Here is a 20,529-nt window from a genome sequence, read left to right on the forward strand (position 1 = left end):
AGGTGAGGCCATTAACGAACGGTTGGTTATCTGTGTTACAGGATGAATTTGAAGCGCCTTATTATAAGGCATTACAGCAGTTCCTTCAGGATGAATTTCGTACACTAACCATTTTTCCGCCAAAGGAAGAGGTGTTTCGTGCGTTGGAGCTGACTTCATTTGAGGACACAAAGGTAGTTATTCTCGGGCAAGATCCTTATCATGGAAGCGGGCAAGCGCACGGACTCAGTTTCTCAGTGAAGACAGGTATGGCGATTCCGCCCTCACTGAGGAATATGTATAAAGAATTAGAGTCAGATATCGGCTGCTCTATGCCTGATAACGGGTTTTTGAAGTCATGGGCAGAACAAGGGGTTCTGCTCTTGAATACGGTTTTAACTGTGCGGGAGGCTTTGCCCAATTCGCACAAGGGAAAGGGCTGGGAAAGGTTCACGGATCGCGTTATTCAAGCGTTAAGTGCGCGTGAGAAGCCCGTAATTTTTCTACTTTGGGGAAGTTATGCCCAGTCTAAAGTGTCCTTTATCGACACAACTAGACATTTCATCGTGACTTCGGCACATCCCAGCCCGCTTTCGGCATATCGCGGTTTTTTTGGAAGTAAGCCCTTTTCAAAGGTGAACGCTTTGCTAAATCGACTTGAAATGACAAAAATCGATTGGCAAATCCCCAACTATACGCATGAAAAAAAGCATGAATGACAACATTCATGCTTTTTTTTTCATTTCTATAGACCGAAATCTGGGATTAGAAACGAACAGTATGATTAAGTTTTAGGTGTGAACCCAAGTTTTCATAAAATGGGTTGAACATGAGTAATTGGCAATTTGAGCTCACAGTCCTTCCCAGTTTCATAGGAACGGTTTCCGAGTACTACGCGGAATGCTTCATAATCTGCTTCAGTACCTCGTTGTAAGACTTGAATAGCTGCTTGAAGTACAACGAGCGCATCGTTCATTGCAATATCCAATAACTCCCACACTGTATAGGTGTAGGTTTCATTGAGGTCAGTAGGACAATTCCAGACGGTCTTAGCCTCATTAAAATAATCAAGCGGAGTCGGATGCTTCGTAAATACCAAAGGCGTTATTTGACCAAATGTCAATACTCGTTTAAGTCCACTAGGATCATGGAATAACCGTTGTGCACGGATCATGTCGTAATAGGCGTCATCCCAATCGGAGTCACGCATCTGAGATGCCAGCTCGGGATAATGAATCGAAGCCGCAGCGGAGAGCGCGGGGACGATACCGAGGGGGAGTTTTTCGCCTACATAAATTTCTTTCCACACCGGCGTTTTCCACGTTTGAATCTCTCGCTCATGCTTTGCATAGATGGTATCCATGATGATTTCAAAGCGTTGATGATCCCATTTCTTGAAGCCTGATTTATAAAATACATAAGGATGCAGGTTTCGGTCTAACACATGATGCGTCAAAAATCCGAGAACATAAAGAACAGCTGGATTATATAAGCCTCTGCCTTGTACCTGACGAACAAGATCAATAATAAATGGTCCACAGGCGTCCTGGTGCATACGACTTCCGAGCTCATTTAATTTTTTGTCTTTTCTCCAAGGTAGAAAGTTATGATAAAAGAGAAAATCAGGGCCTTGGCAGCCGAGTGAGAAGATGTGTTGTTGCTGTTTATCGTTCAGGACTGTTGTGTGTCCCAGTTCATTCATTACTTTTTGACCGAAAATGAAATGAGTCCAAATATTTGGCACGGGGCATTCCTCCTACATGAGATGAAGAATAATGAACTTTTCTATTTTAACATATAGCCGAAAAACTAGGGCGCATTTCGTGAACTAATTCGTTGCGAAGGGCTGGAAAGGCAGGATTACCACTGGAATTGTCGAATGTATCAAACGGTGATGGTCACCATCCAAGCTTGTATGATGGGGGATAACGTATGAATATGCAATCGAAAATGGAGCCTACGTTCGATGCGATTTTTGAATTCACTACAATAGGTATGGCTCTTATTTCGCTCGAGGGTCAATGGCTGAGAATCAATAGCAGCTTAAGCAGTATACTTGGCTATTCTGAGCAGGAGCTTGTTACTACACAAATCAAAAACTTATTTGAAGCTTTTCAAGCACGTCATATAGATAACATCATGGAGAAATTGATTGGCGGCGAGTTACGTTCTTTTCAGGTAAATATTCACATAAAACATAAGGATTCATCGCTGAAAGGCGTGGATTGGCTTATGTCCGTTGTTCGAAATTCAGACAATGAGCCCTATGCTTTTATCGTGCAAGTGAAGGATCTTTCACTTCAATCTGAAATGGAGCGGAAGCTTGCAGAGAGTGAACAGCGTTACAAGTCTTTAATCCAACATAATCCCGCAGGTATTATTACCTGTGATATGCAGGGGTGTATTCGGAATGTGAATCCCGCCATGGAGCGAATTCTAGGCTACTCGGAACAAGAATTAATGTGCCAATTTATCGATCAATTATTTACGCAAGATCATCAAGGGAGTGTGCTAGCGGGGACTATCATTTCGCAACAAGATAATTATATGCTGGGTTTTATACATAAAAACGGCGATCATATTGATCTTGGTGTGAAAAATGTACCAATTATTGTAAATGAAAATGAGGACGGTGTGTATCTGATCGCGAAGGATATCACACAATTCAATAAGGATCGGGAATCACTTCGGATTGCACAGCAAGATCTGCATGACACCGTGAGAAGGCAACAAGGGATGACATTGAAGTTCAGAAAAATGAATGGAAACTTCATCCATACGCTATGTGATGGTGAGCTGCTGTATCGTTTAGGATATAAGCCATCACACATTTTGGGGAATGGTTTGCACGACATTTGGCCTACTGGATTGGCAACTTCGATAGAAGCCTATTACCACAGAGCATGGAATGGCGAAGAAAATGTGATGTTCGAGGCAACCTTCCGCGGTATCACGTATCTGACCTCCTTGCGGCCAATTATAGAGAATGATCGCATAATTGAAGTGATTGGTTCATGTGTAGATATCACGGAACGCAAAAGGATGGAGACAGAGCTCAGAGAGACGAAAGAGCTGCTGGAATCGGTGATTAACAATACTTCAGATGCGATTTGTGTACTTGATTTGAATGCGAGAGTGATCTCTGTTAATGCCGCTCATGAGCATATTTTTGGCTGGAGTCAAGAAGAGCTAAGAGATCAAACATTACCGATATATCCGGATTATCTGGAAGATGAACGCAAGGAGATGTACGACAAGCTTAGATTAGGGAAGCAAATTTCAGGGAAAGAATCGGTCCGCCTCCGCAAAGATGGCCAATTGATTCACGTCAGCATTACGAAAACGCCAATCAAGAATGAAAAAGGTGAGATTTTCGGATTCGCTGGGATTACGCGAGATATTACGGAGCGTAAACAAACCGAGGAGCTTCTTCGTAAGTCGGACAAGCTCTCAGTCGCTGGCCAACTCGCGGCGGGGCTTGCGCATGAAATTCGTAACCCGCTCACCTCGCTTCGCGGATTTTTACAGCTTCTCAAGCATGATTTGAAAGGGAAGCAGCATTATTTTGACATCATGCTATCGGAGTTGGACCGCATTAATTTCATTGTGAGTGAATTTCTGGTTATCGCGAAGCCAGAAGCCATCACGTATAAAAAGAGTGATTTAGGTGGTATTCTGCAGTCGGTCATCGCGCTTTTAGATACGCAGGCCGTACTCTGTAATGTACAGCTATTGTTGGAATTCCAATCAGAGATACCTGAAATAATATGCTCCGAGATGCATTTGAAGCAATTATTCATTAATTTGATCAAAAATGCGATGGAGGCTATCCCGAAAGATGGGCAGATCAAAATGATCGTTTCGTTACAGGGGGATGATCTGATTAGAGTTCGGACACAGGATAATGGCTGCGGCATTCCGGAGGAACGGTTGAAACAGTTGGGGGAGCCATTCTATACAACGAAGGAAAAGGGGACTGGCTTAGGGTTAATGATGTGTTTCAAAATTGTTGAAGCGCACAAAGGAACCATGAATATTCAGAGTCAAGTGGGGTATGGGACGACAATCGATGTGTTCTTGCCCACTTATTCGAATGAGCATAATCATTCTCTATGAGTCAAACACTAATTTAAGCTGAAAACCGCCGACGGTTGATCCGTGAACGGCGGTTTTCTCATTTTTAAAAAGCGATACTAAATTCCGTTGTTTCTCTTGAATACCAAGTCGAAACAGTGTCGTTATTTTCATTGTAAACTTGTACATGATCTGGCGTGTATTTGACGATAATGCCTGTAGTTACTTGGTAATAAACGCCTAGTTGATCGAGTGACCATACGTAAACAGGCGTTTTCGATAGAGCTGCAGTAAATAGTTCTGAATCCGTATCAAGTAGCTTCGTTCCGTAAATCATCATTACACCTCTGTCTTATGGATAGGATTGTAAGGCACTTATTAATAAAGACACTATGGAAATTGAAATCATCACACGGGATATTTAATTTTTTTGTGGCGTTTCGATTTTTTTCCAAGTACAATCAAGGTTGTCTTATTTTCGAGGTAATCTCATTTCAAAATGCAAGGAGACACAGCATGAAATTTGCAGTCCGCTTCATCTCGTTTTTTGTTATTCAAGGAGAAGGTGCAGATGCAGCCTCCGCTAAAAATTACCGTCATTATCAAACGCTCGATGAATCCGATTATGAAGATAGTGCCCTTCAGCAATTTCTTGATGGTGAATTCGCACGAATTGCCAAGCGGAAGGTAGAACGAAATCCGCGTGCAGAGCAGGTACCTACTAAAGTGGGGCGTTTTGTTACAGAGCCAGGGTTTGAATTAGAGAGTAATCCAAACTTCAATTTATTCGCGCTTTTACGCTTTGCAGAAACCAAACAGGATTTCCTCAATGTAGGGGATGAGCTGCTGAATGCCTATTTACATACAAGTGCTGTTCGCGGCGGGGCGTTTCTCGTAGCTAATGTAAAGCTTAATCAATATTTCGATGATCCCTTCGTCTTCATCTTGAAATGTGATTTCGAGCCGAAAATTGCCCGAATTACGGATGAGAAGAGCTTGCTCAACCAAGTCGAGATGGCGATTAATGCAAAAAACATGAAATCGATTCAATACCCTTTTATGCCTGAGGAAGGGATGATCGAACCGTCGGAGCTGAAGATACATCAAGCCTCTCATGCCCGCTATTTTGAGGATTTCCTAAAATATGTAGAATATGAGCAATCGATGCCAGAAATTTTGCATAGTCAGGTTATTGGTCTTGTTCATCAGCAGTTGGAGAGGGATTACGAGCATAACCCCGAGGAACGTGAACAGGTAGAAAAGGATTTGGAAATATGGGCGGCGAGCGAAAAGCGTGAGCTGCAAGAGAAGTGGTCAACAGATCTGGTGATGGAAGCTGCAAATTATTTGGTGGAGCAAAAGCCAGATCTTGAAATGCGCATTAAGCTGGATCACATCAGTGTAAAAGCGCAGCTCGCTGACTATGGGCGAAAGGTGCATATCGCAAGACAAGGTGAGCGTTATGTCATCCTGATTGAAGGGGATTATTTGCATTTCGAGAAAGGCGTCTCTCCTATTGAGTTACTCCGCCCTGATGATTTACATGCGGTTATTGAGCGAATTACCAGAGAAGAGGAAGAACAACGTTAAGGAAAAAATAGTGGGTTCCCACATGTTTGAATTCCTTGTATAATAGGTAAGCTTTGCTGAATTGACAGTAGGTTAATTATGATTGGGTAGAAGGAGAAAGGGGTCAATGGCAGTGATTGTGGTTGGGGGAATGATCGGTCTTGGTAAGACATCTGTATCCACTTTACTTGGGCAAGAACTAAATTCAAATGTTTTCTATGAGAGTGTAGATGATAATCCGATTTTGCCGTTATTTTACACAGCTTCACCTGAAGAAATTGAGAAGCAACGGTATCCATTTCTGTTGCAATTGCACTTTTTGAATACAAGATTTAAGGCCATTAAACAGGCATTAGTACATAATCGAAATGTACTGGATCGAAGTATTTATGAGGATTGGTATTTTGCCAAAGTGAACCGCGAGCTAGGTCGCATTTCACAGCTAGAATTCGACGTTTATGAAGGCTTGGCGGATAATATGATGTCAGAGCTTGCTGAGCTTCCTAAGAAAGCACCAGATCTGATGGTATATTTGAAAGGATCCTTCGAAACGGTCATGCATCGCATCGGTCTTCGCGGTCGCAGCTTTGAACAGGATCAATCGTTGGTCGATTATTATCGTCAGCTCTGGTCAGGTTACGATGACTGGGTGATGAATCATTATCATGCTTCCGAAGTGTTAATCGTTGATATGGATCGGGTCGATGTTGTAAATCGCGCAGCAGATGCTGCTCAGTTAGTGGAAGAAGTTCGTGCAAAGTTATCTGATTTGGCGATTGTATAGTCATATAATCGATTAAGGCGAAACTTGTCGAAATGTCGAAAGACCCCCTTAAAACTGAGGGGGTCTTTCGAATGTTATAGTAGAAAATCGAAATCCAACGGTGTAATCCAGGAAAGAGAAGGTGATGAAATTGTTGTTTATCGTATGTTACAAAGGCAAGCCTCTGAGTGCACCACTGCCGAAATTAGCAGCAACAGAGAAAATGTTGAAGCTTAGTCGATCCTTTGCCAATTTGGAGCTCGTCGAAGTGCAGCAACAATGGCAGACAGCTTCGAATATCTAGGACTTTACAGCTACTCATAACCGTAGTCACAACTCCTTCATCTTACGGATGAAAGGAGTTTATTTGTGTTTTCTATTGTATGATAGAGTGAATGAGAAGGATTGTGCATAGAAAGGCAGGTTGAATGAATCATGCTCTTGGAAGTAATCGCAACTACGCTGGAAGATGCACAGCGTGCTGAAGAAGGCGGTGCAGATCGCATAGAACTGATTGCTGATTTGCGACAGGGCGGCTTGACGCCGGATATCGAACTTGTTAAACAAATTACAGCTTCCGTACATATGCCTGTACATGTTATGATTCGGCCGCATGCTCGGTCGTTTCATATGTCAAAGGATGATGTAGCACGTATGCTCAATTCGATTCAACAGGTAGAGCAAGCTGGTGCGAGCGCGCTTGTATTCGGCGTATTAACCACTGAACGTGAGATCGATCGTCATACATTAGAAATACTCCTAGCTGCAACTTCGTTACCAGTTACTTTCCACCGTGCTTTTGACGAGATTAAGCATCAGGAAGAAGCCTTGCACATTCTCCTGTCTTATAATCAAATTCGTTCCGTTCTTACCTCAGGAGGGGTGGCTAGTGCACTCCAAGCAGTTGAACAAATTCGAATTTTAGAGTCGCTTACACAAGGGCAAGCAATGAGCATATTGGCTGGTGGTGGACTTACACTTGAAAGCTTGGAGTCATTCGTACGTTCTACGGGTGTGCGAAGTGTTCATTTGGGGACAGGAGTAAGAGAGAATTGGAGCGTGGATGGCTCCGTTAATGAGGATTTGGTAAGAAAAGCGAGAGCAATTCTAGATGGGATTATTAGATAACATCGAAAATCAATAACATCATAGGGGAGGTAAACCATGAACATTCTAATTCTTGGCGGTACGAAATTTCTGGGGAGAGCCTTAACGGAAGCAGCGTTAGCTAAAGGTCATGAAGTAACTTTATTTCATCGTGGCCTGCATGATGTACAAGCATTTCCCCAGGTTCGGCATATTATTGGAGACCGGAATACCGACTTGGACAAACTGCAGGACGGTGAATGGGATGCGGTTATTGATACAAGTGGTTATCAGCCCGAATCTGTAGCCGCTTCTACCGAGGTATTGAACTGTCATGCGAAGCATTATACGTTTATTTCTTCCATTTCTGCGTATGCGAATTTAAAGCAGGTTTATTTGGATGAATCCGCTCCTGTATTACGATTGGAAGAGGCATTAGATCCTGGGCAACGGTATGGGGCACTTAAGGCCGCGTGTGAGGATGTTGTGAGATCAGCCTTTTCAAATGGTGCACTCATCATTCGTCCAGGGCTCATTGTTGGGCCGCATGATGCTTCAGATCGATTCACGTATTGGCCAATACGCTTACATCGAGGAGGTCAAGTGCTAGTACCGCTTCCGAAAGAGCGCAGACTGCAATTTATAGATGTGCGTGATCTTGCAGCGTGGACGTTGGACTTAATTGAACAAAGGATAACAGGGATTATTCATGCAAGTGGAAGTGAGTATTCAATGGAAGAAGTCGTGGAAGCTTGTAGATCGCAAGACAAAGAGACGACGATTACATGGGTGACGGAAGAGTTCTTGCTCGAACATGGAGTAGGAGGGTGGATGGAGCTTCCACTTTGGTTGCCAAGCGACAGTCTGATCGGCATGCTGCAGCTGAACAACTCGAAAGCTATCAAATCGGGTTTAACTACGAGGCCGCTCGTTGAAACAGCGAGAGATACGCTGACATGGGACCAAGGTCGAAGCCCTGAGGTTGTTCGGCTGGCTGGATTAAAACCAGAACGTGAGGAGCAATTGCTGCGGGATTGGGAGAAGCGCAACAATAGTGGACAAAAATAATTTGTGATTCGTCCAAGACGTGAGCGAATAGCTGTGGGATTCTGAATATAATGGAAGAGTAAACTCTGAGAAGATGAGGTGCTGTCCATGTACGATTCCACGGATATTCAAAGTAACAAGGGAATGGCTATTCTTGCGTACATTTTGTTTTTTGTCCCGTTAATCGCTGCGAAGGACTCCAAGTATGCTTGGTACCATGCCAATCAAGGACTAACTTTATTTTTGGCATGGGTCATTGTGAATGTCGTGCTCGGCATTATCCCGTTCATCGGTTGGTTCCTTCAGCCGCTTGCTAACTTAGCCTTGGTGATTTTGGCAGTGCTGGGCATTGTTGCGGCCGCACAAGGTCAAGTCAAACCGCTTCCGATTATCGGCAGCTACACACTCCTAAAGTAGAACGTACATAGAAGCAAGGGCTGACCTTCGGTAGATGAACTACCCGAGGTCAGCCCTTATTTGTATGTTAAGCCTCTGCTTCTTGAGCTAATTCAGCGATTCTCTGGTTCACGTTATCTGTGACGAGACCACCGTGATAACATAGGACTCGCTCGATGTCGAACTGCGCGTATTTTTTCAACGACTGCAAAGCCAACGGATAATCGGAACAATAGGCAGGTAGGGGTCCTTGAAGAACGCCGTCAACAACAACCATGGAATCCGCGGCGATTAATGTTTTGCTCTTTTTATGATAAAGACTCATATGTCCTGGTGTATGGCCTGGCGTTAGGATAACAATGATCCCTCCGCATCTGTCAATTTCTTGTCCATCCTCTAAAATGGTTGAAACGGGTGCCTTCGGGGGATTCTCAAGATTTCGGCGAAACGCATCGCGCCACTCTGGTATTGTATCCGCAGGTAAATTCGCAACGGCTCGCTCGATAGATGCTGGTGTTACTTTGATTAACATTTTATCCCCTTGAATATAGGGCTTTTCCAGTTCTGAAGCCAGAACTTCTATCGGATGAGTGGATTCCTTCAATAGCGTAGGCAAACTCGCAATATGATCAATATCCTGATGCGTGATGATGATGGAGTCCAAGGTTGATAAAGAGACGCCACAGCCTTCCATTGCTTTTTCTATAAGCGGGAGTATGCCAGGATAGCCGGTATCAATAAGAATCGCGCCTTGATCATCTACCAAAAGGCTGGGGTGAATGACATTAATGCGACCCATAATGGGTACTGACACTTCAAGGGAAAAAAGTCCTTCAGAAATTTGCATGCGAAAACCTCCGATTTGGAATGATAAGTGTGAAAAGGAATAGGATTATCATATCCATCTGATGAGGAAGTGTCAAATAAATATATAATCATATCACAATTATGAAATAATGTCAATGATTAATTTTGATCAATAAAATATTAAAGATATTTGTCCAAATCTTGATCATCGTGTGAATAAAATATGAACAAAACCGACTTTTTGTGTTATACTATTTATAAAGCACTTACATTTAAGTCAGGAGTTGTGATGACAATGTCAAATAGAGCTGTATCTGTGAATCCAATTGAACGCGTTGAACGTGATGTGATGCCATTAGTGAAATTGATGACCTTTGCTGCGTGGACGTTGCTTGCTATAGGTTTAGTACTTAGTTTGTTTAGTTTAGAAAGTTTCAGTGATCGCAATACAACATTAATGGTGGGTATTGGTTTCATGGTAGGAAGTGTCCACATTTATGTGATTCGGACTGCGATCCATTTGGTACATTCTCGTAGTGTTTCCAAAGGCGAATGAGAACGAAGGTTCGAAGGAATACTATATCAAGCCTTTCAAGTCTAAATACTTGAAAGGCTTTTTGCTATTCATATTTTACTTGCAGAGTCAACAAACGTTCTGTGACATTTGTTTTACATTCCAACGTCGAACCGTTGACGTATTTGTTAAGATGGATTTGTGATGATGATCTTTGTTGAACAAGATGATATGTTGATAACAGATAGCATAACAGATAGGATTCGTTGATTGGGAGGTTAAAGAGGATGAAGAAGAGAAAGCTTGTACAAGCAGGGATGCTCTTCATGATGGTCGCCATCATCGCAGTACTTTCAGGCTGCAGCCATCAAGCTATGGTATTGGATCCCAAAGGACCCGTAGGTGCTGAGCAAAGAGATTTAATTGTGATCGCCTCTATATTGTGTGGGGTGATTCTCGTTCCAGTACTTGCTCTTACGGCATGGATTGTATGGCGGTATCGGGATAGCAAAAGAAACAAAGCTTCGTATAAACCGAATTGGTCTCACAGCACGTCACTAGAAATTGTTTGGTGGGCTGTGCCGATCATCATTATTGTCACGTTGGCTGTTATTACAATTAAGTACACGTACGCTCTAGAACCTTCAAAGCCTTTGAAGTCGGATAAAGCACCTATAACCATTCAAGTGACATCACTCGACTGGAAATGGCTGTTTACGTATCCAGAGCAAGGGATTGCAACCGTGAATTATTTGCAAATTCCTGAAGATACACCGATTAAGTTTGAACTCACATCGGATGCACCGATGAATTCCTTCTGGATTCCACAACTAGGGGGGCAAATTTATACAATGTCAGGAATGGCGATGACGCTATATTTGCAAGCCGATGAGATTGGACATTATTTCGGTACTGGAGCGAACTTTAGTGGGGAGCATTTCGCTGACATGACGTTTGACGTCAATGCCACTTCGCAAGAAGATTTTGATGCGTTTATTGCGAAGACCAAGAAAGTTCCTACGAAATTAACCAAAGAAGGCTACGATGAATTAGCGATGCCAGGTAAATCTGGCGTGAAATATTTCTCAGCGATTCCAGAGGGGCTTTTCGAACAAACCGTAACGAAATATACGAATGGTCAGCCCGTCCACAATGGTCACAGGACTGGTCATGAGAGTATGGATACTAAGAAAGAAAATACCATGGACCACTCACAAATGGACCATAGTCAAATGAATATGTCGAAGTAATTGATCATAGATCAAAGTTTCATGAAAGGGAGATCTGCTCATGTTGGATAAAATAAAAGATTTTGCCTCCGAGTTTTTCGTAACGGGCGATCCAATGATTCTGGGAGCTCAGGTTAGTATCGGCCTCTCGTTAGTAGCCATAGTGTTCGTACTAACCTTCTTTAGGAAATGGGGTTGGCTTTGGCGCGAATGGTTGACAAGTGTCGATCATAAGCGAATCGGGATCATGTACATCATCTGTTCGCTTATGATGTTATTCCGCGGCGGTGTTGATGCGCTCATGATGAGATTGCAACTGGCTGTTCCGGATAATCAGTTTCTACAGCCAGAACATTATAATCAAGTTTTCACAACACATGGCGTTATCATGATTTTATTCATGGCGATGCCGCTTATGTTTGGGTTATTTAACATTGTAGTTCCATTACAAATCGGAGCGCGCGATGTCGCGTATCCATTCTTAAATTCACTAAGCTTCTGGATGTTCTTCTGGGGTGCAATGCTATTCAACGTTTCCTTCGTTATAGGTGGTTCACCAGACGCAGGTTGGTTAAGCTATCCGCCACTATCCGAAATGTCGCATAGCCCCGGTGTGGGAGAGAACTTCTATCTTTGGGGAATTCAAATATCAGGTATCGGGAGTTTAGCAACAGGGATTAACTTCATTGTGACCATTTTGAAAATGCGTACGCCAGGTATGAAGTTGATGAAAATGCCGATGTTCACTTGGTCTGTATTTTCAAGCTGTATCATGATCATCTTTGCATTTCCAATCTTAACGGTTACACTTGCTTTGCTATTCCTAGACCGCTTCTTGGGTGCGCACTTCTTCACATTAGACGGCGGCGGGAATCCAATGATGTATATTAACTTGATTTGGATGTGGGGTCACCCTGAGGTTTATATTGTCGTGATTCCAGCCTTCGGTATATTCTCGGAAATCGTTTCGACCTTTTCCAAAAAGAAGCTGTTCGGTTATAAATCGATGGTGTTCGCCATGTTGATTATTAGCTTATTGTCCTTCTTCACTTGGGCGCATCATTTCTTCACGATGGGTTCAGGGGCAGATGTGAATGCCTTCTTCGCGATAAGTACCATGCTAATTGCCATTCCTACGGGGGCAAAAGTATTTAACTGGCTCTTCACGATGTTCAGAGGTAAAATTCGCTTTACCACACCGATGTTATGGACGATTGCTTTTATTCCATGTTTCGTTGTTGGGGGGATGACGGGTGTCTTATTATCCGTAGCGCCTGCTGATTTTCAATTCCACAACAGTTATTTCCTAATCGCGCATTTCCATCAGGTATTAATCGGTGGGGTAGCGTTCGGCTATTTCGCAGGCCTCTATTACTGGTGGCCGAAGATGTTCGGCTTTAAACTGAATGAGCATCTGGGCAAATGGGCATTTTGGTTGTGGAACATCGGTTTCTACGTATGTTTCATGCCGCAGTATTTCCTAGGTTTAGATGGGATGACCCGACGTACCTACACATATAGCTGGGATATGGGTTGGGGCCCGCTCAATCTGGTTTCAACAGCTGGCGGTTTCTTGATGGGCATCGGGTTCATTTTCCAAGTGTGGCAAATTGCCCATTCCATTAAGTTCAGAGAACCAGATCTTACTGGCGATCCGTGGGATGCACGCACGCTCGAGTGGTCAATTCCTTCACCTGCACCTCTATACAACTTTGCTGTGCTGCCAAAAGCGGATGTCGCAGATGCTTGGTGGGAAGAGAAACAAGGTACGGTGAAAAAGCAACCAGCACCTACAACCTATGAACCGATTCATATGCCGAAGAACTCTGCGATTCCGTTCATTATCTCGGCCATGTGGTTTTTCGCAGGCTTTGGCTTCGTTTGGGATTGGATGTGGCTGACGATTCCAGCCTTAATCGGTGTTGCCATCTGTATGATTGCTCGTTCCTTCAGCTATGATACGGATTACTATATTCCAGCGGCCGAAGTGAAAGCGACTGAAGACGCGTGGAAAGGAGTGAAGGGTTAATGGCACACACAGCTGCACATGGTGCTCACGATCATGAACACGATCATGAGCATGATCATGAATCACTCAAAACATTCGGATTTTGGATATTCCTAATCACTGACTGTATTTTATTCGGCTCCTTATTCGCAACCTACGTGGTGCTTCATCAGAATACAAATGGTGGGCCAACAGCAGAAGAGCTATTCAAAATGCCTGGGATTATCGCCGAGACGTTTATTTTGCTCACTAGCAGTTTTACAAGTGGGTTAGCTGTACTTGGTATGCATAAGGGAAATATGAAGCAACTGATCGGTTGGCTGATCGTAACTGTACTTCTAGGGGCTTCCTTCGTTGGGTTAGAACTGAATGAATTTATTAACATGGTTAATCATGAGGGTGCTACAATCAGCACGAGTGCCTTCCTATCTGCCTTCTTCACATTGGTAGGTACACACGGGTTGCACGTTTCCGTGGGTTTAATCTGGATGATTGGTTTAATCTTTCAATTAAAACGCCGCGGAATCACGGCGGTAACGAAGCGTAAAGTTGCGGTCATTTCCCTGTACTGGCATTTCCTTGATGTTGTTTGGATCTTCGTATTTACGGTCGTCTATCTCATGGGGGTGATGTAAGTGAGTCAACCACATACAGAGTCACATAACAATCATGAGTCTCATGGATCATTGAAATCGTATATGATCGGGTTTGCATTATCGATTATTTTGACCATTATCCCGTTAGTTGCTGTCATGAACCATATGCTGAATAAAACGGGAACACTCGTATTAATTCTACTCATGGCTGTCCTGCAATTCGGTGTGCAATTGTTCTTCTTTATGCATGTTAAAGAAGGCGAGAATGCACGTTGGAACATCATGGCGTTGATCTTTGGTCTAGTTATCCTTTTGACCATCGTAGCTGGTTCGATCTGGATCATGACATATAATACAGTGGTTCATTAAGTCTTTAACATCACTAAGTAACAGACGTTCTTTGCCAATCTTAGATTGGCTGAGGGCGTCTATTTTGTTCTGACGTGTGTGCCGACCGTTCAACAATAAAAGGGTTGTCTTTCTATTTGACACATGATACATTATGTATCAAAGATACTTAATGTATCAATCATCTGAGGAGACAAGCTAATTCCATGAACGGAGACGAGCCGAATGATCAGACGAAACCAACGATTCCGTAATCAACTTGATGATCACCTCATCCATTTGCACAAGAACTTGTTCATTAGTCATTCTGATCCGATGTACCATGAGAAAGTGATTCGTTATTTGGATGCGAATTCTCCGGAGGCTCATTTTAATTTGGGGCAGAAATTTCGTGCGCGAGGGAATTGGAAACGGGCTCGATTTCACTACAAGGAAGTACTGAAAACTTACCCATCACCTTTCTATTCTGCAGCGAATCGTGCGATTCACCAATTAGATTTACAAGAAGCTTCGCATGCTGCGACATTAGCACAAACCATACCCGCCCTTCGTAAACCTCTATTACCTCCATTTATGAAAATGCTGCTGCTTGTTCTTCTTGTTCTTAATGTACTTTTGGTTTTGTTTTTCGTAGGGGATCATTCGATCTCTCGCACGATTTCCAAAATGAAAGTATGGGGAGTAGGCAGCGAGGTTACTTATGAAACGGTGGACAAGCCATTTATCTTGTATCTGTCGCCAGAGACCGAACGTTCAATGATCGAAAAAAAGCTTCACGATCAAGCTTTGATTTTGGCAAAAGATATACCAAATGCGAATATTATGATCTACGGCATTGTCTCGCAAGATGACAGGGATAAAGGAAAAACTATGCTGCTTACCAATGAGGACGTTATCAAGCGCGCGATTGTCGTCGCAACGTATCAACCAGGGGCAGACTCCATGGTTCACATCCGGTTTCTGAACGCTGAATTTGAAGAGCACCAACCGCTTAGCGCGATTGGTGCTAATTTAGTTCGAACCGCGTTGGAGACGTATCGAGAGGACGTAGGACAAGCGCCGATGCACCTAAATGATCTGCTGAAGGATTATCCAAATAATTATTTGAGCTTCATCCCTGTTGAGGCGATCTCGGGCTCTAATGAGATCTCTGATGCTTACAGTGGCGATGGGGGGTGGGTGTTTGATCCCAAAGCGGCAGATGTCGCGCATATGTTTTATTCGAATACAACTGGCGGCGCAGGGATTCCATATGATCCTATCCATCTCGAAGTCAATAAGGCTGAACATCAGTTGAAGCTCGTTAGTGGCCCGTATTTACTGTGGGATAAAGAAATTGGAATTGGGGCCAAGGGAAGCACACCAGAAGGCAAATTTCACGTCGTAGACCGCGTACAACAGCCGAAAGGGAAGACTACCCAGAGCTATGGAGATGCAGGCTTAGGACTAGGAGCAATCGCTTTACACGGCACGTATGATGAGAGTTCCATCGGTGAGGATAAATCTTTGGGTTGTATCCGCCTAACGAATGAAGACATACAGGAAATATTTCCTTTCGTTCCCAAGGGGACTGAAGTGCAAATTCTCCCCAACACGGGCAGTTCTCCTCTTCTTGGAGTAGTAAATCACACCTCACTACTAATCCCAGCAAGCTTACCCATACATTCGGAAAAGGCAGAAAAGGTCCTATTTCATTGGTTGGGTTAAAAAAGCAGCTGAAGCTTAACGAGAGAATTTTCTCGTAAGTCTCAACTGCTTTTTTAGTCGTGTTGCTATTCATTAACTACATTAAGTTCTCTGGATTTAGCTTCTCCAGCTCAGGAATGACGAAGCGTCCATCTTTACGGATGAGAACGTCGTCGAAGTAAATTTCGCCACCGCCATATTCGGGACGTTGAATAAGAACCATATCCCAGTGAACAGAGGAACGGTTGGTGTTATCCGCCGTTTCGTAGGCTTGCCCTGGAGTGAAATGGATGCTGCCGTCAATTTTCTCATCAAACAATATATCTTTCATCGGATGTTGAATATATGGGTTCACGCCAATCGCGAATTCGCCGATGAAACGAGCGCCGTCATCCGTATCAAGGATTTCATTTAGTTTCTTGGTATCGTTACTAGTTGCGTTAATGATTCGGCCATTTTCGAATGTCAGCACAATATTCTCGAAGGAAGTGCCGGAATAGATGGTTGGTGTATTGTAACTAATGACACCGTTAACGGAATCTTTCACAGGCGCTGTATAAACTTCGCCATCGGGGATGTTTCGCAGTCCGGAGCAAGGCACAGCTCCGATACCTTTAATGGAGAAGTTGAGATCCGTTCCTTTGGCTACCAAACGAACACGATCTGTTCGATTCATGAGATCGACTAGCGATTCCATGGCTTTCGCCATTTTGCTGTAGTCAAGGTTACACACATTAAAGTAGAAATCTTCGAAAGCTTCTGTGCTTTTACCAGCCAACTGAGCCATCGAAGGATTGGGGTATCGCATAACCACCCATTTGGTATTATTAATACGCTCATCGAAGATAGGACGTTGGAAATATTTCAGGAACAATTTCATTTGTTCATCAGGCACATCGGAGGATTCCGTGATGTTATCACCACTTCGAACAGCTACATAGGCATCCATTTGTTTCATCCGAGCAAGCTCAATGTCAGACCATGCGCTGAATTGCGCTTGTGTGCCTTTCATCTGGAGGCTCCGCGTAATCGCGGGATCGCGCAATTCGATGAATGGGTTGCCTCCAGCCGCGTACACTTCTTCAATTAAGCATTTCGCGAGTTCTGGATCTTTGACACCAATCATTTCAATCAATATGTTCTCACCGGGCTGAAGGCTTACGGAATATCGAATAATGTTTCGGGCAAAAGTTTGAAGTCTCGGATCTCTCATTTTGTAGGGCTCCCTTAATAAAAAATACGTACCAGCAAATTATAACGCAACGCGTTCCTGTAATCCAATCAAGGCAATGGCTTCAAGGAGATGGAAGGGGTATACTACACTTAGGAGCAAGATTATTTCAACAATTCACCCAGATATAACGACAACTAGAGGAGGACGCTATGGCAAGAGATCAGATCAAGGTACCCTTCGGGTATGAACCCCCGTCTGAAGCGCAGAAAGGTACAGTCTTAGTATTCGAAACGTTCGAGGACTGGACTGAGCGCGAAATGAGCGCTTTTATTGCTTGGGCTGAGGAACGGAAATTCGTTCGCGTCATCTTCTATCCCCAACATGAAGAGACGCTTCGCAGGATGGATATTCGAACGGAAATGCCCTATTATGCCCGTGTAAAGCACTTAGAGGCATTACTGGAAGATGTGGATACAACACTTCAAGTAGAACTAGATAAGTGGGAAGGAAAGCGAAAGAAATACACGCCGCTAGATACATCGCTGAGTTTTTTGACAGAGAAATCGCCTAGTCCCCATTTTATTTGTATGAGTGACCGCTATGCGAATCTATTCGTTACATACCCTTCCTTCAAAGAGTGGATTAAGAAAGCAAGACTCGTTATCTTTACGCAGTTCCTTGTTCCCCTTCATGGCAAGCTAAATGACTATGCCGAGAGATGGGAAACGGTGGATTTCGGGAATGGGACTTGAATTACAACGATCTAATTATCAATTAACCACATTAATTATGTTGATTATCGTGGCAGGTATGAGTCAAGGTATGCTCCTGCCATTGCTTACGATTTTGCTCGACAGCTCAGGTGTTTCAACGTATGCAAATGGTGTAAACGCGGCGGCGCTCTATCTTGGGATTTTCTCGACGATGTTTTTCATCGAGAAGCCCGTTCGACGATTCGGCTATAAACCCGTTATTATGATCGGGATGAGCTTAATAATTATCGCTAACTAACTTTTCCCAGTGTGGCAACAGGTTGGCTTTTGGTTTGTGCTGCGCCTACTTGTGGGCATTGGGGATAGTGCTTTGCATTTTGCCACACAGTTATGGATAGTTGCCTCAAGCCCGAAAAAGAAGAGAGGACTCAACATCTCCTTTACGGTATGGCTTATAGGATCGGATTTAGTTTGGGACCCTTAGGGATTACATTGCTAAAAGCAGGGATTTGGCTGCCTTTTATGGCGACTAGCGCATTTTTTTATTCATTTTGATTCTTCTGACCAGACTCCAAAATGAGAAGCCAGAACGAGCTGAAGCCGCCCATAAACGAACAACAAGCGTCATTTCATTGGCTTGGTTTCCGCTTATTACATCGCTGCTATTTGGCTACATGGAACTATCAGGTTTCATCTTCCGAGCGCGCACACAGTGATAAAAAGCCACTTTCCTTGATTCCAAGGGAGGTGGCTTCTTCTTCATTCTTTAGCCGATTTCGTAATTGGCTGCTTGATCCGTCATATAACGTTCTGTCAAAATGGTAAGCAGGGAGATACCAATTTGATTTTCTCCACCTTCTGGAATAATAATGTCCGCGTACTTCTTCGAGGGTTCGATAAAAGCATCATGCATGGGCTTGACTGTCGTTAAATATTGATCAAAAACGGATTGCAAAGACCGCCCGCGTTCATTAATATCACGAGATAGACGACGGAGGATACGGACATCAGGGTCTGTATCAACGAAAACCTTGATATTCAGTGCGCCGCGCAGCTCTTCATCCGTAAGTACATGAATGCCTTCTAGCAACACAATCGGTTTAACATCTATGCGGATTGTTTCTTGTGAACGTGCATGTTGGGAGAAATCGTAGACAGGAATGTCGACGGCTTGCCCGCTTTTCAACATTTTCAAATGCTGTAGGAGCAATTCATTTTCAAAAGCACGAGGATGATCGTAATTAATGCGCTCCCGCTCTTCAAAGGTCAGTCCGCTATGATGAAGATAATAATTATCTTGTGAAATTAACGTCACATTCGTAGATCCGAGTTTAGTAATGATCGACCTGGCTACTGTTGTTTTACCTGAACCGGTGCCACCGGCAATTCCAATCACGAGCATGTATGTAGTGCCTCCCCAAATAACTTGAAAACCTTCCTATGTAGTTTAACATAATGTGCACACAAAAAGAAAAAGCGATCGAATATCGATCACTTTTAGAATGAGAAAGCCGTTATCGTATCTGCTTTGGCGTATGAAACTTCTCCTGATTGGCCTCGATATCTTGAGCGGCTTGATTCAATTGCTCGAAAGTTTGCTTGATTTGTTGTCCAAACTGCTCATTATCAAATGTACGCAGCTGTTCCTGCGCTTGTTCAACCTCCTTGTAAGCTTGAACAAGAGCTGCTTGAGCGGATTGGATCGCGTGCGGATTCGCTTCTGTAATCGCGACTTGCAGCTCATGCTGGGCGGCTTGTGCATGTAGCATGGCATGATCAGCGGCGTCAATAGCATGCTGAACCGGCTGTTGATGCTGATGGGTTTCTGTCATTGGGGGAAGACCTCCTATGGGTTCGTAATGAAAAGGGAGAAGCTAAGAAAGCGACTTTACTACATTGCACCAAAAGTGGGGAAATCATTCGATTTCGGGAAATGAAATTATTTCCTGGGTAAGCGCAAAATGTGAGCGGTATCATGAATTTTCGACATCAATTGTCAGACAATTTTGAATAAAATGACTACTACGAGAGTACATCTATTCTTACACATGTTTCCAAAATAAAAGTGGACAAATTACCTGATTATTCTTAAGCTAGAGAGGATAGTTTTTTGGCATGTTTAGACAAAAAACATCTTTATGGAGGATTACAGAATGAATACAATCAAGGGTTTTTATTTGATTGCTGCATTATCGTTAGTTATTTCCGGTTGCAGTTCAGCGAAGACAACGACTACTACAGCAACAACGTTTACTCCTGCTCTAGAGGTGACTGCCGTTGTTAAAGACGACACGGTGACCTTAGATCTGACAACGAATCTAAAACTTTCGAAGGAACATTACGATCAACAACGTGTTCAAGGCGAAGGCCATGTTCATATTTCGTTAGACAAAGGTGATAAGATCGTAGTCACTGATAAGCAAAAGGTATTAGATCATTTGAGCAAAGGGACCCACGAAGTGAAGGTTTCCTTACATAATAACGACCACACGCCTTACGATGTTAGCAAAATCGTGACGTTTGATGTGAAGTAGGTATGG

23 protein-coding genes are annotated in these 20,529 nt (G+C 43.4%); 17 read left to right on the forward strand and 6 right to left on the reverse strand.

Annotation, left to right across the window (positions count from 1 at the left end; translation table 11 throughout):
- Positions 1 to 2: 2 nt before the first annotated feature.
- Positions 3 to 698 (forward strand): uracil-DNA glycosylase, encoded by a 696-nt coding sequence (locus AC58P7_RS05715; RefSeq protein ID WP_497340688.1) that lies wholly within the window; start codon positions 3 to 5, stop codon positions 696 to 698.
- Between the two features lie 92 nt (positions 699 to 790).
- On the opposite strand, the gene AC58P7_RS05720 is transcribed toward AC58P7_RS05715, so the two are convergent.
- The gene (locus tag AC58P7_RS05720) at positions 791 to 1,723 is read right to left on the reverse strand and encodes a zinc dependent phospholipase C family protein (RefSeq protein WP_497340690.1); all 933 of its coding nucleotides are present in this window, start codon (positions 1,721 to 1,723) and stop codon (positions 791 to 793) included.
- A 188-nt stretch (positions 1,724 to 1,911) separates the two neighbouring features.
- Between AC58P7_RS05720 and AC58P7_RS05725 the strand changes: the two genes are divergently transcribed.
- Entirely contained in the window at positions 1,912 to 4,095 is a 2,184-nt protein-coding gene (locus AC58P7_RS05725; RefSeq protein WP_497340692.1) for a PAS domain S-box protein, read from the forward strand.
- Positions 4,096 to 4,159: 64 nt separating this feature from the next.
- Here AC58P7_RS05725 and AC58P7_RS05730 read toward each other — a convergent pair whose 3' ends face one another.
- The gene (locus AC58P7_RS05730) at positions 4,160 to 4,393 is read right to left on the reverse strand and encodes a hypothetical protein (RefSeq protein WP_497340694.1); all 234 of its coding nucleotides are present in this window, start codon (positions 4,391 to 4,393) and stop codon (positions 4,160 to 4,162) included.
- A 176-nt stretch (positions 4,394 to 4,569) separates the two neighbouring features.
- On the opposite strand from AC58P7_RS05730, the gene AC58P7_RS05735 reads away from it, so the two are divergent.
- From AC58P7_RS05735 to AC58P7_RS05760, 6 genes are all read left to right on the forward strand, one after another.
- A complete protein-coding gene (locus AC58P7_RS05735) occupies positions 4,570 to 5,643 on the forward strand; it encodes a DUF3900 domain-containing protein (RefSeq protein WP_497340695.1) in 1,074 nt (357 codons plus the stop codon).
- Positions 5,644 to 5,749: 106 nt separating this feature from the next.
- Positions 5,750 to 6,406, forward strand: a complete 657-nt coding sequence (locus tag AC58P7_RS05740) for a deoxynucleoside kinase (protein ID WP_497340697.1) — start codon at positions 5,750 to 5,752, stop codon at positions 6,404 to 6,406.
- A 124-nt stretch (positions 6,407 to 6,530) separates the two neighbouring features.
- On the forward strand, positions 6,531 to 6,689 hold the full coding sequence (locus tag AC58P7_RS05745; protein WP_497340699.1) for a hypothetical protein: 159 nt from the start codon (positions 6,531 to 6,533) through the stop codon (positions 6,687 to 6,689).
- A 131-nt stretch (positions 6,690 to 6,820) separates the two neighbouring features.
- Positions 6,821 to 7,513: a copper homeostasis protein CutC gene (locus tag AC58P7_RS05750; RefSeq protein WP_497340701.1), complete on the forward strand. Its 693-nt coding sequence runs from the start codon at positions 6,821 to 6,823 to the stop codon at positions 7,511 to 7,513.
- Between the two features lie 36 nt (positions 7,514 to 7,549).
- Positions 7,550 to 8,539, forward strand: coding sequence for an NAD-dependent epimerase/dehydratase family protein (locus AC58P7_RS05755; RefSeq protein ID WP_497340703.1), 990 nt, complete (start codon positions 7,550 to 7,552; stop codon positions 8,537 to 8,539).
- 87 nt (positions 8,540 to 8,626) lie between these two features.
- A complete protein-coding gene (locus AC58P7_RS05760; RefSeq protein ID WP_497340705.1) occupies positions 8,627 to 8,935 on the forward strand; it encodes a DUF4870 domain-containing protein in 309 nt (102 codons plus the stop codon).
- 67 nt (positions 8,936 to 9,002) lie between these two features.
- Here the strand turns inward: AC58P7_RS05760 and AC58P7_RS05765 are convergent, their stop codons facing one another.
- The gene (locus AC58P7_RS05765) at positions 9,003 to 9,761 is read right to left on the reverse strand and encodes an MBL fold metallo-hydrolase (RefSeq protein ID WP_497340707.1); all 759 of its coding nucleotides are present in this window, start codon (positions 9,759 to 9,761) and stop codon (positions 9,003 to 9,005) included.
- 255 nt (positions 9,762 to 10,016) lie between these two features.
- Between AC58P7_RS05765 and AC58P7_RS05770 the strand changes: the two genes are divergently transcribed.
- The 6 genes from AC58P7_RS05770 (at position 10,017) to AC58P7_RS05795 (ending at position 16,123) form a co-directional block, all read left to right on the forward strand.
- Positions 10,017 to 10,277: a hypothetical protein gene (locus AC58P7_RS05770; protein WP_497340709.1), complete on the forward strand. Its 261-nt coding sequence runs from the start codon at positions 10,017 to 10,019 to the stop codon at positions 10,275 to 10,277.
- Between the two features lie 245 nt (positions 10,278 to 10,522).
- The gene (cyoA, locus tag AC58P7_RS05775) at positions 10,523 to 11,485 is read left to right on the forward strand and encodes a ubiquinol oxidase subunit II (RefSeq protein WP_497340711.1); all 963 of its coding nucleotides are present in this window, start codon (positions 10,523 to 10,525) and stop codon (positions 11,483 to 11,485) included.
- Between the two features lie 40 nt (positions 11,486 to 11,525).
- Positions 11,526 to 13,493, forward strand: coding sequence for a cbb3-type cytochrome c oxidase subunit I (locus AC58P7_RS05780; protein WP_497340713.1), 1,968 nt, complete (start codon positions 11,526 to 11,528; stop codon positions 13,491 to 13,493).
- Entirely contained in the window at positions 13,493 to 14,107 is a 615-nt protein-coding gene (cyoC, locus tag AC58P7_RS05785; RefSeq protein ID WP_497340715.1) for a cytochrome o ubiquinol oxidase subunit III, read from the forward strand. Before AC58P7_RS05780 ends, cyoC begins: the two co-directional genes overlap by 1 nt.
- Positions 14,108 to 14,437, forward strand: a complete 330-nt coding sequence (gene cyoD / locus AC58P7_RS05790) for a cytochrome o ubiquinol oxidase subunit IV (RefSeq protein WP_497340717.1) — start codon at positions 14,108 to 14,110, stop codon at positions 14,435 to 14,437.
- A gap of 204 nt (positions 14,438 to 14,641) precedes the next feature.
- Entirely contained in the window at positions 14,642 to 16,123 is a 1,482-nt protein-coding gene (locus tag AC58P7_RS05795; RefSeq protein ID WP_497340719.1) for a L,D-transpeptidase family protein, read from the forward strand.
- Positions 16,124 to 16,199: 76 nt separating this feature from the next.
- Here AC58P7_RS05795 and AC58P7_RS05800 read toward each other — a convergent pair whose 3' ends face one another.
- Complete coding sequence (locus AC58P7_RS05800) at positions 16,200 to 17,315, reverse strand: aminopeptidase (protein ID WP_497340721.1); 1,116 nt, start codon at positions 17,313 to 17,315, stop codon at positions 16,200 to 16,202.
- Positions 17,316 to 17,485: 170 nt separating this feature from the next.
- Here AC58P7_RS05800 and AC58P7_RS05805 point away from each other — a divergent pair, with 170 nt between their 5' ends.
- Together AC58P7_RS05805 and AC58P7_RS05810 are read left to right on the forward strand one after the other, a co-directional pair.
- Positions 17,486 to 18,028: a hypothetical protein gene (locus tag AC58P7_RS05805; protein ID WP_497340723.1), complete on the forward strand. Its 543-nt coding sequence runs from the start codon at positions 17,486 to 17,488 to the stop codon at positions 18,026 to 18,028.
- Positions 18,018 to 18,287, forward strand: coding sequence for a hypothetical protein (locus AC58P7_RS05810; RefSeq protein WP_497340725.1), 270 nt, complete (start codon positions 18,018 to 18,020; stop codon positions 18,285 to 18,287). Before AC58P7_RS05805 ends, AC58P7_RS05810 begins: the two co-directional genes overlap by 11 nt.
- A 468-nt stretch (positions 18,288 to 18,755) precedes the next feature.
- Here AC58P7_RS05810 and udk read toward each other — a convergent pair whose 3' ends face one another.
- Together udk and AC58P7_RS05820 are read right to left on the reverse strand one after the other, a co-directional pair.
- Positions 18,756 to 19,391 carry a uridine kinase gene (udk, locus tag AC58P7_RS05815; RefSeq protein ID WP_497340727.1) on the reverse strand — a complete coding sequence of 212 codons (636 nt, stop codon included), beginning with the start codon at positions 19,389 to 19,391 and terminating at the stop codon, positions 18,756 to 18,758.
- 112 nt (positions 19,392 to 19,503) lie between these two features.
- On the reverse strand, positions 19,504 to 19,821 hold the full coding sequence (locus AC58P7_RS05820; RefSeq protein WP_497340729.1) for a hypothetical protein: 318 nt from the start codon (positions 19,819 to 19,821) through the stop codon (positions 19,504 to 19,506).
- 321 nt (positions 19,822 to 20,142) lie between these two features.
- Here AC58P7_RS05820 and AC58P7_RS05825 point away from each other — a divergent pair, with 321 nt between their 5' ends.
- Complete coding sequence (locus AC58P7_RS05825) at positions 20,143 to 20,523, forward strand: hypothetical protein (RefSeq protein ID WP_497340730.1); 381 nt, start codon at positions 20,143 to 20,145, stop codon at positions 20,521 to 20,523.
- Positions 20,524 to 20,529: the final 6 nt, after the last annotated feature.

The organism is Paenibacillus sp. J22FR5 (assembly GCF_059691975.1).

Coding starts and splice junctions, on each gene's coding strand:
- AC58P7_RS05725 (WP_497340692.1), top strand. CDS start 1,912: ATGAATATGCAATCGAAAATGGAGCCTACGTTCGATGCGATTTTTGAA.
- AC58P7_RS05730 (WP_497340694.1), bottom strand. CDS start 4,393: ATGATGATTTACGGAACGAAGCTACTTGATACGGATTCAGAACTATTT.
- AC58P7_RS05735 (WP_497340695.1), top strand. CDS start 4,570: ATGAAATTTGCAGTCCGCTTCATCTCGTTTTTTGTTATTCAAGGAGAA.
- AC58P7_RS05740 (WP_497340697.1), top strand. CDS start 5,750: ATGGCAGTGATTGTGGTTGGGGGAATGATCGGTCTTGGTAAGACATCT.
- AC58P7_RS05745 (WP_497340699.1), top strand. CDS start 6,531: ATGAAATTGTTGTTTATCGTATGTTACAAAGGCAAGCCTCTGAGTGCA.
- AC58P7_RS05750 (WP_497340701.1), top strand. CDS start 6,821: ATGCTCTTGGAAGTAATCGCAACTACGCTGGAAGATGCACAGCGTGCT.
- AC58P7_RS05755 (WP_497340703.1), top strand. CDS start 7,550: ATGAACATTCTAATTCTTGGCGGTACGAAATTTCTGGGGAGAGCCTTA.
- AC58P7_RS05760 (WP_497340705.1), top strand. CDS start 8,627: ATGTACGATTCCACGGATATTCAAAGTAACAAGGGAATGGCTATTCTT.
- AC58P7_RS05765 (WP_497340707.1), bottom strand. CDS start 9,761: ATGCAAATTTCTGAAGGACTTTTTTCCCTTGAAGTGTCAGTACCCATT.
- AC58P7_RS05770 (WP_497340709.1), top strand. CDS start 10,017: ATGTCAAATAGAGCTGTATCTGTGAATCCAATTGAACGCGTTGAACGT.
- cyoA (WP_497340711.1), top strand. CDS start 10,523: ATGAAGAAGAGAAAGCTTGTACAAGCAGGGATGCTCTTCATGATGGTC.
- AC58P7_RS05780 (WP_497340713.1), top strand. CDS start 11,526: ATGTTGGATAAAATAAAAGATTTTGCCTCCGAGTTTTTCGTAACGGGC.
- cyoC (WP_497340715.1), top strand. CDS start 13,493: ATGGCACACACAGCTGCACATGGTGCTCACGATCATGAACACGATCAT.
- AC58P7_RS05795 (WP_497340719.1), top strand. CDS start 14,642: ATGATCAGACGAAACCAACGATTCCGTAATCAACTTGATGATCACCTC.
- AC58P7_RS05800 (WP_497340721.1), bottom strand. CDS start 17,315: ATGAGAGATCCGAGACTTCAAACTTTTGCCCGAAACATTATTCGATAT.
- AC58P7_RS05805 (WP_497340723.1), top strand. CDS start 17,486: ATGGCAAGAGATCAGATCAAGGTACCCTTCGGGTATGAACCCCCGTCT.
- AC58P7_RS05810 (WP_497340725.1), top strand. CDS start 18,018: ATGGGACTTGAATTACAACGATCTAATTATCAATTAACCACATTAATT.
- udk (WP_497340727.1), bottom strand. CDS start 19,391: ATGCTCGTGATTGGAATTGCCGGTGGCACCGGTTCAGGTAAAACAACA.
- AC58P7_RS05820 (WP_497340729.1), bottom strand. CDS start 19,821: ATGACAGAAACCCATCAGCATCAACAGCCGGTTCAGCATGCTATTGAC.
- AC58P7_RS05825 (WP_497340730.1), top strand. CDS start 20,143: ATGAATACAATCAAGGGTTTTTATTTGATTGCTGCATTATCGTTAGTT.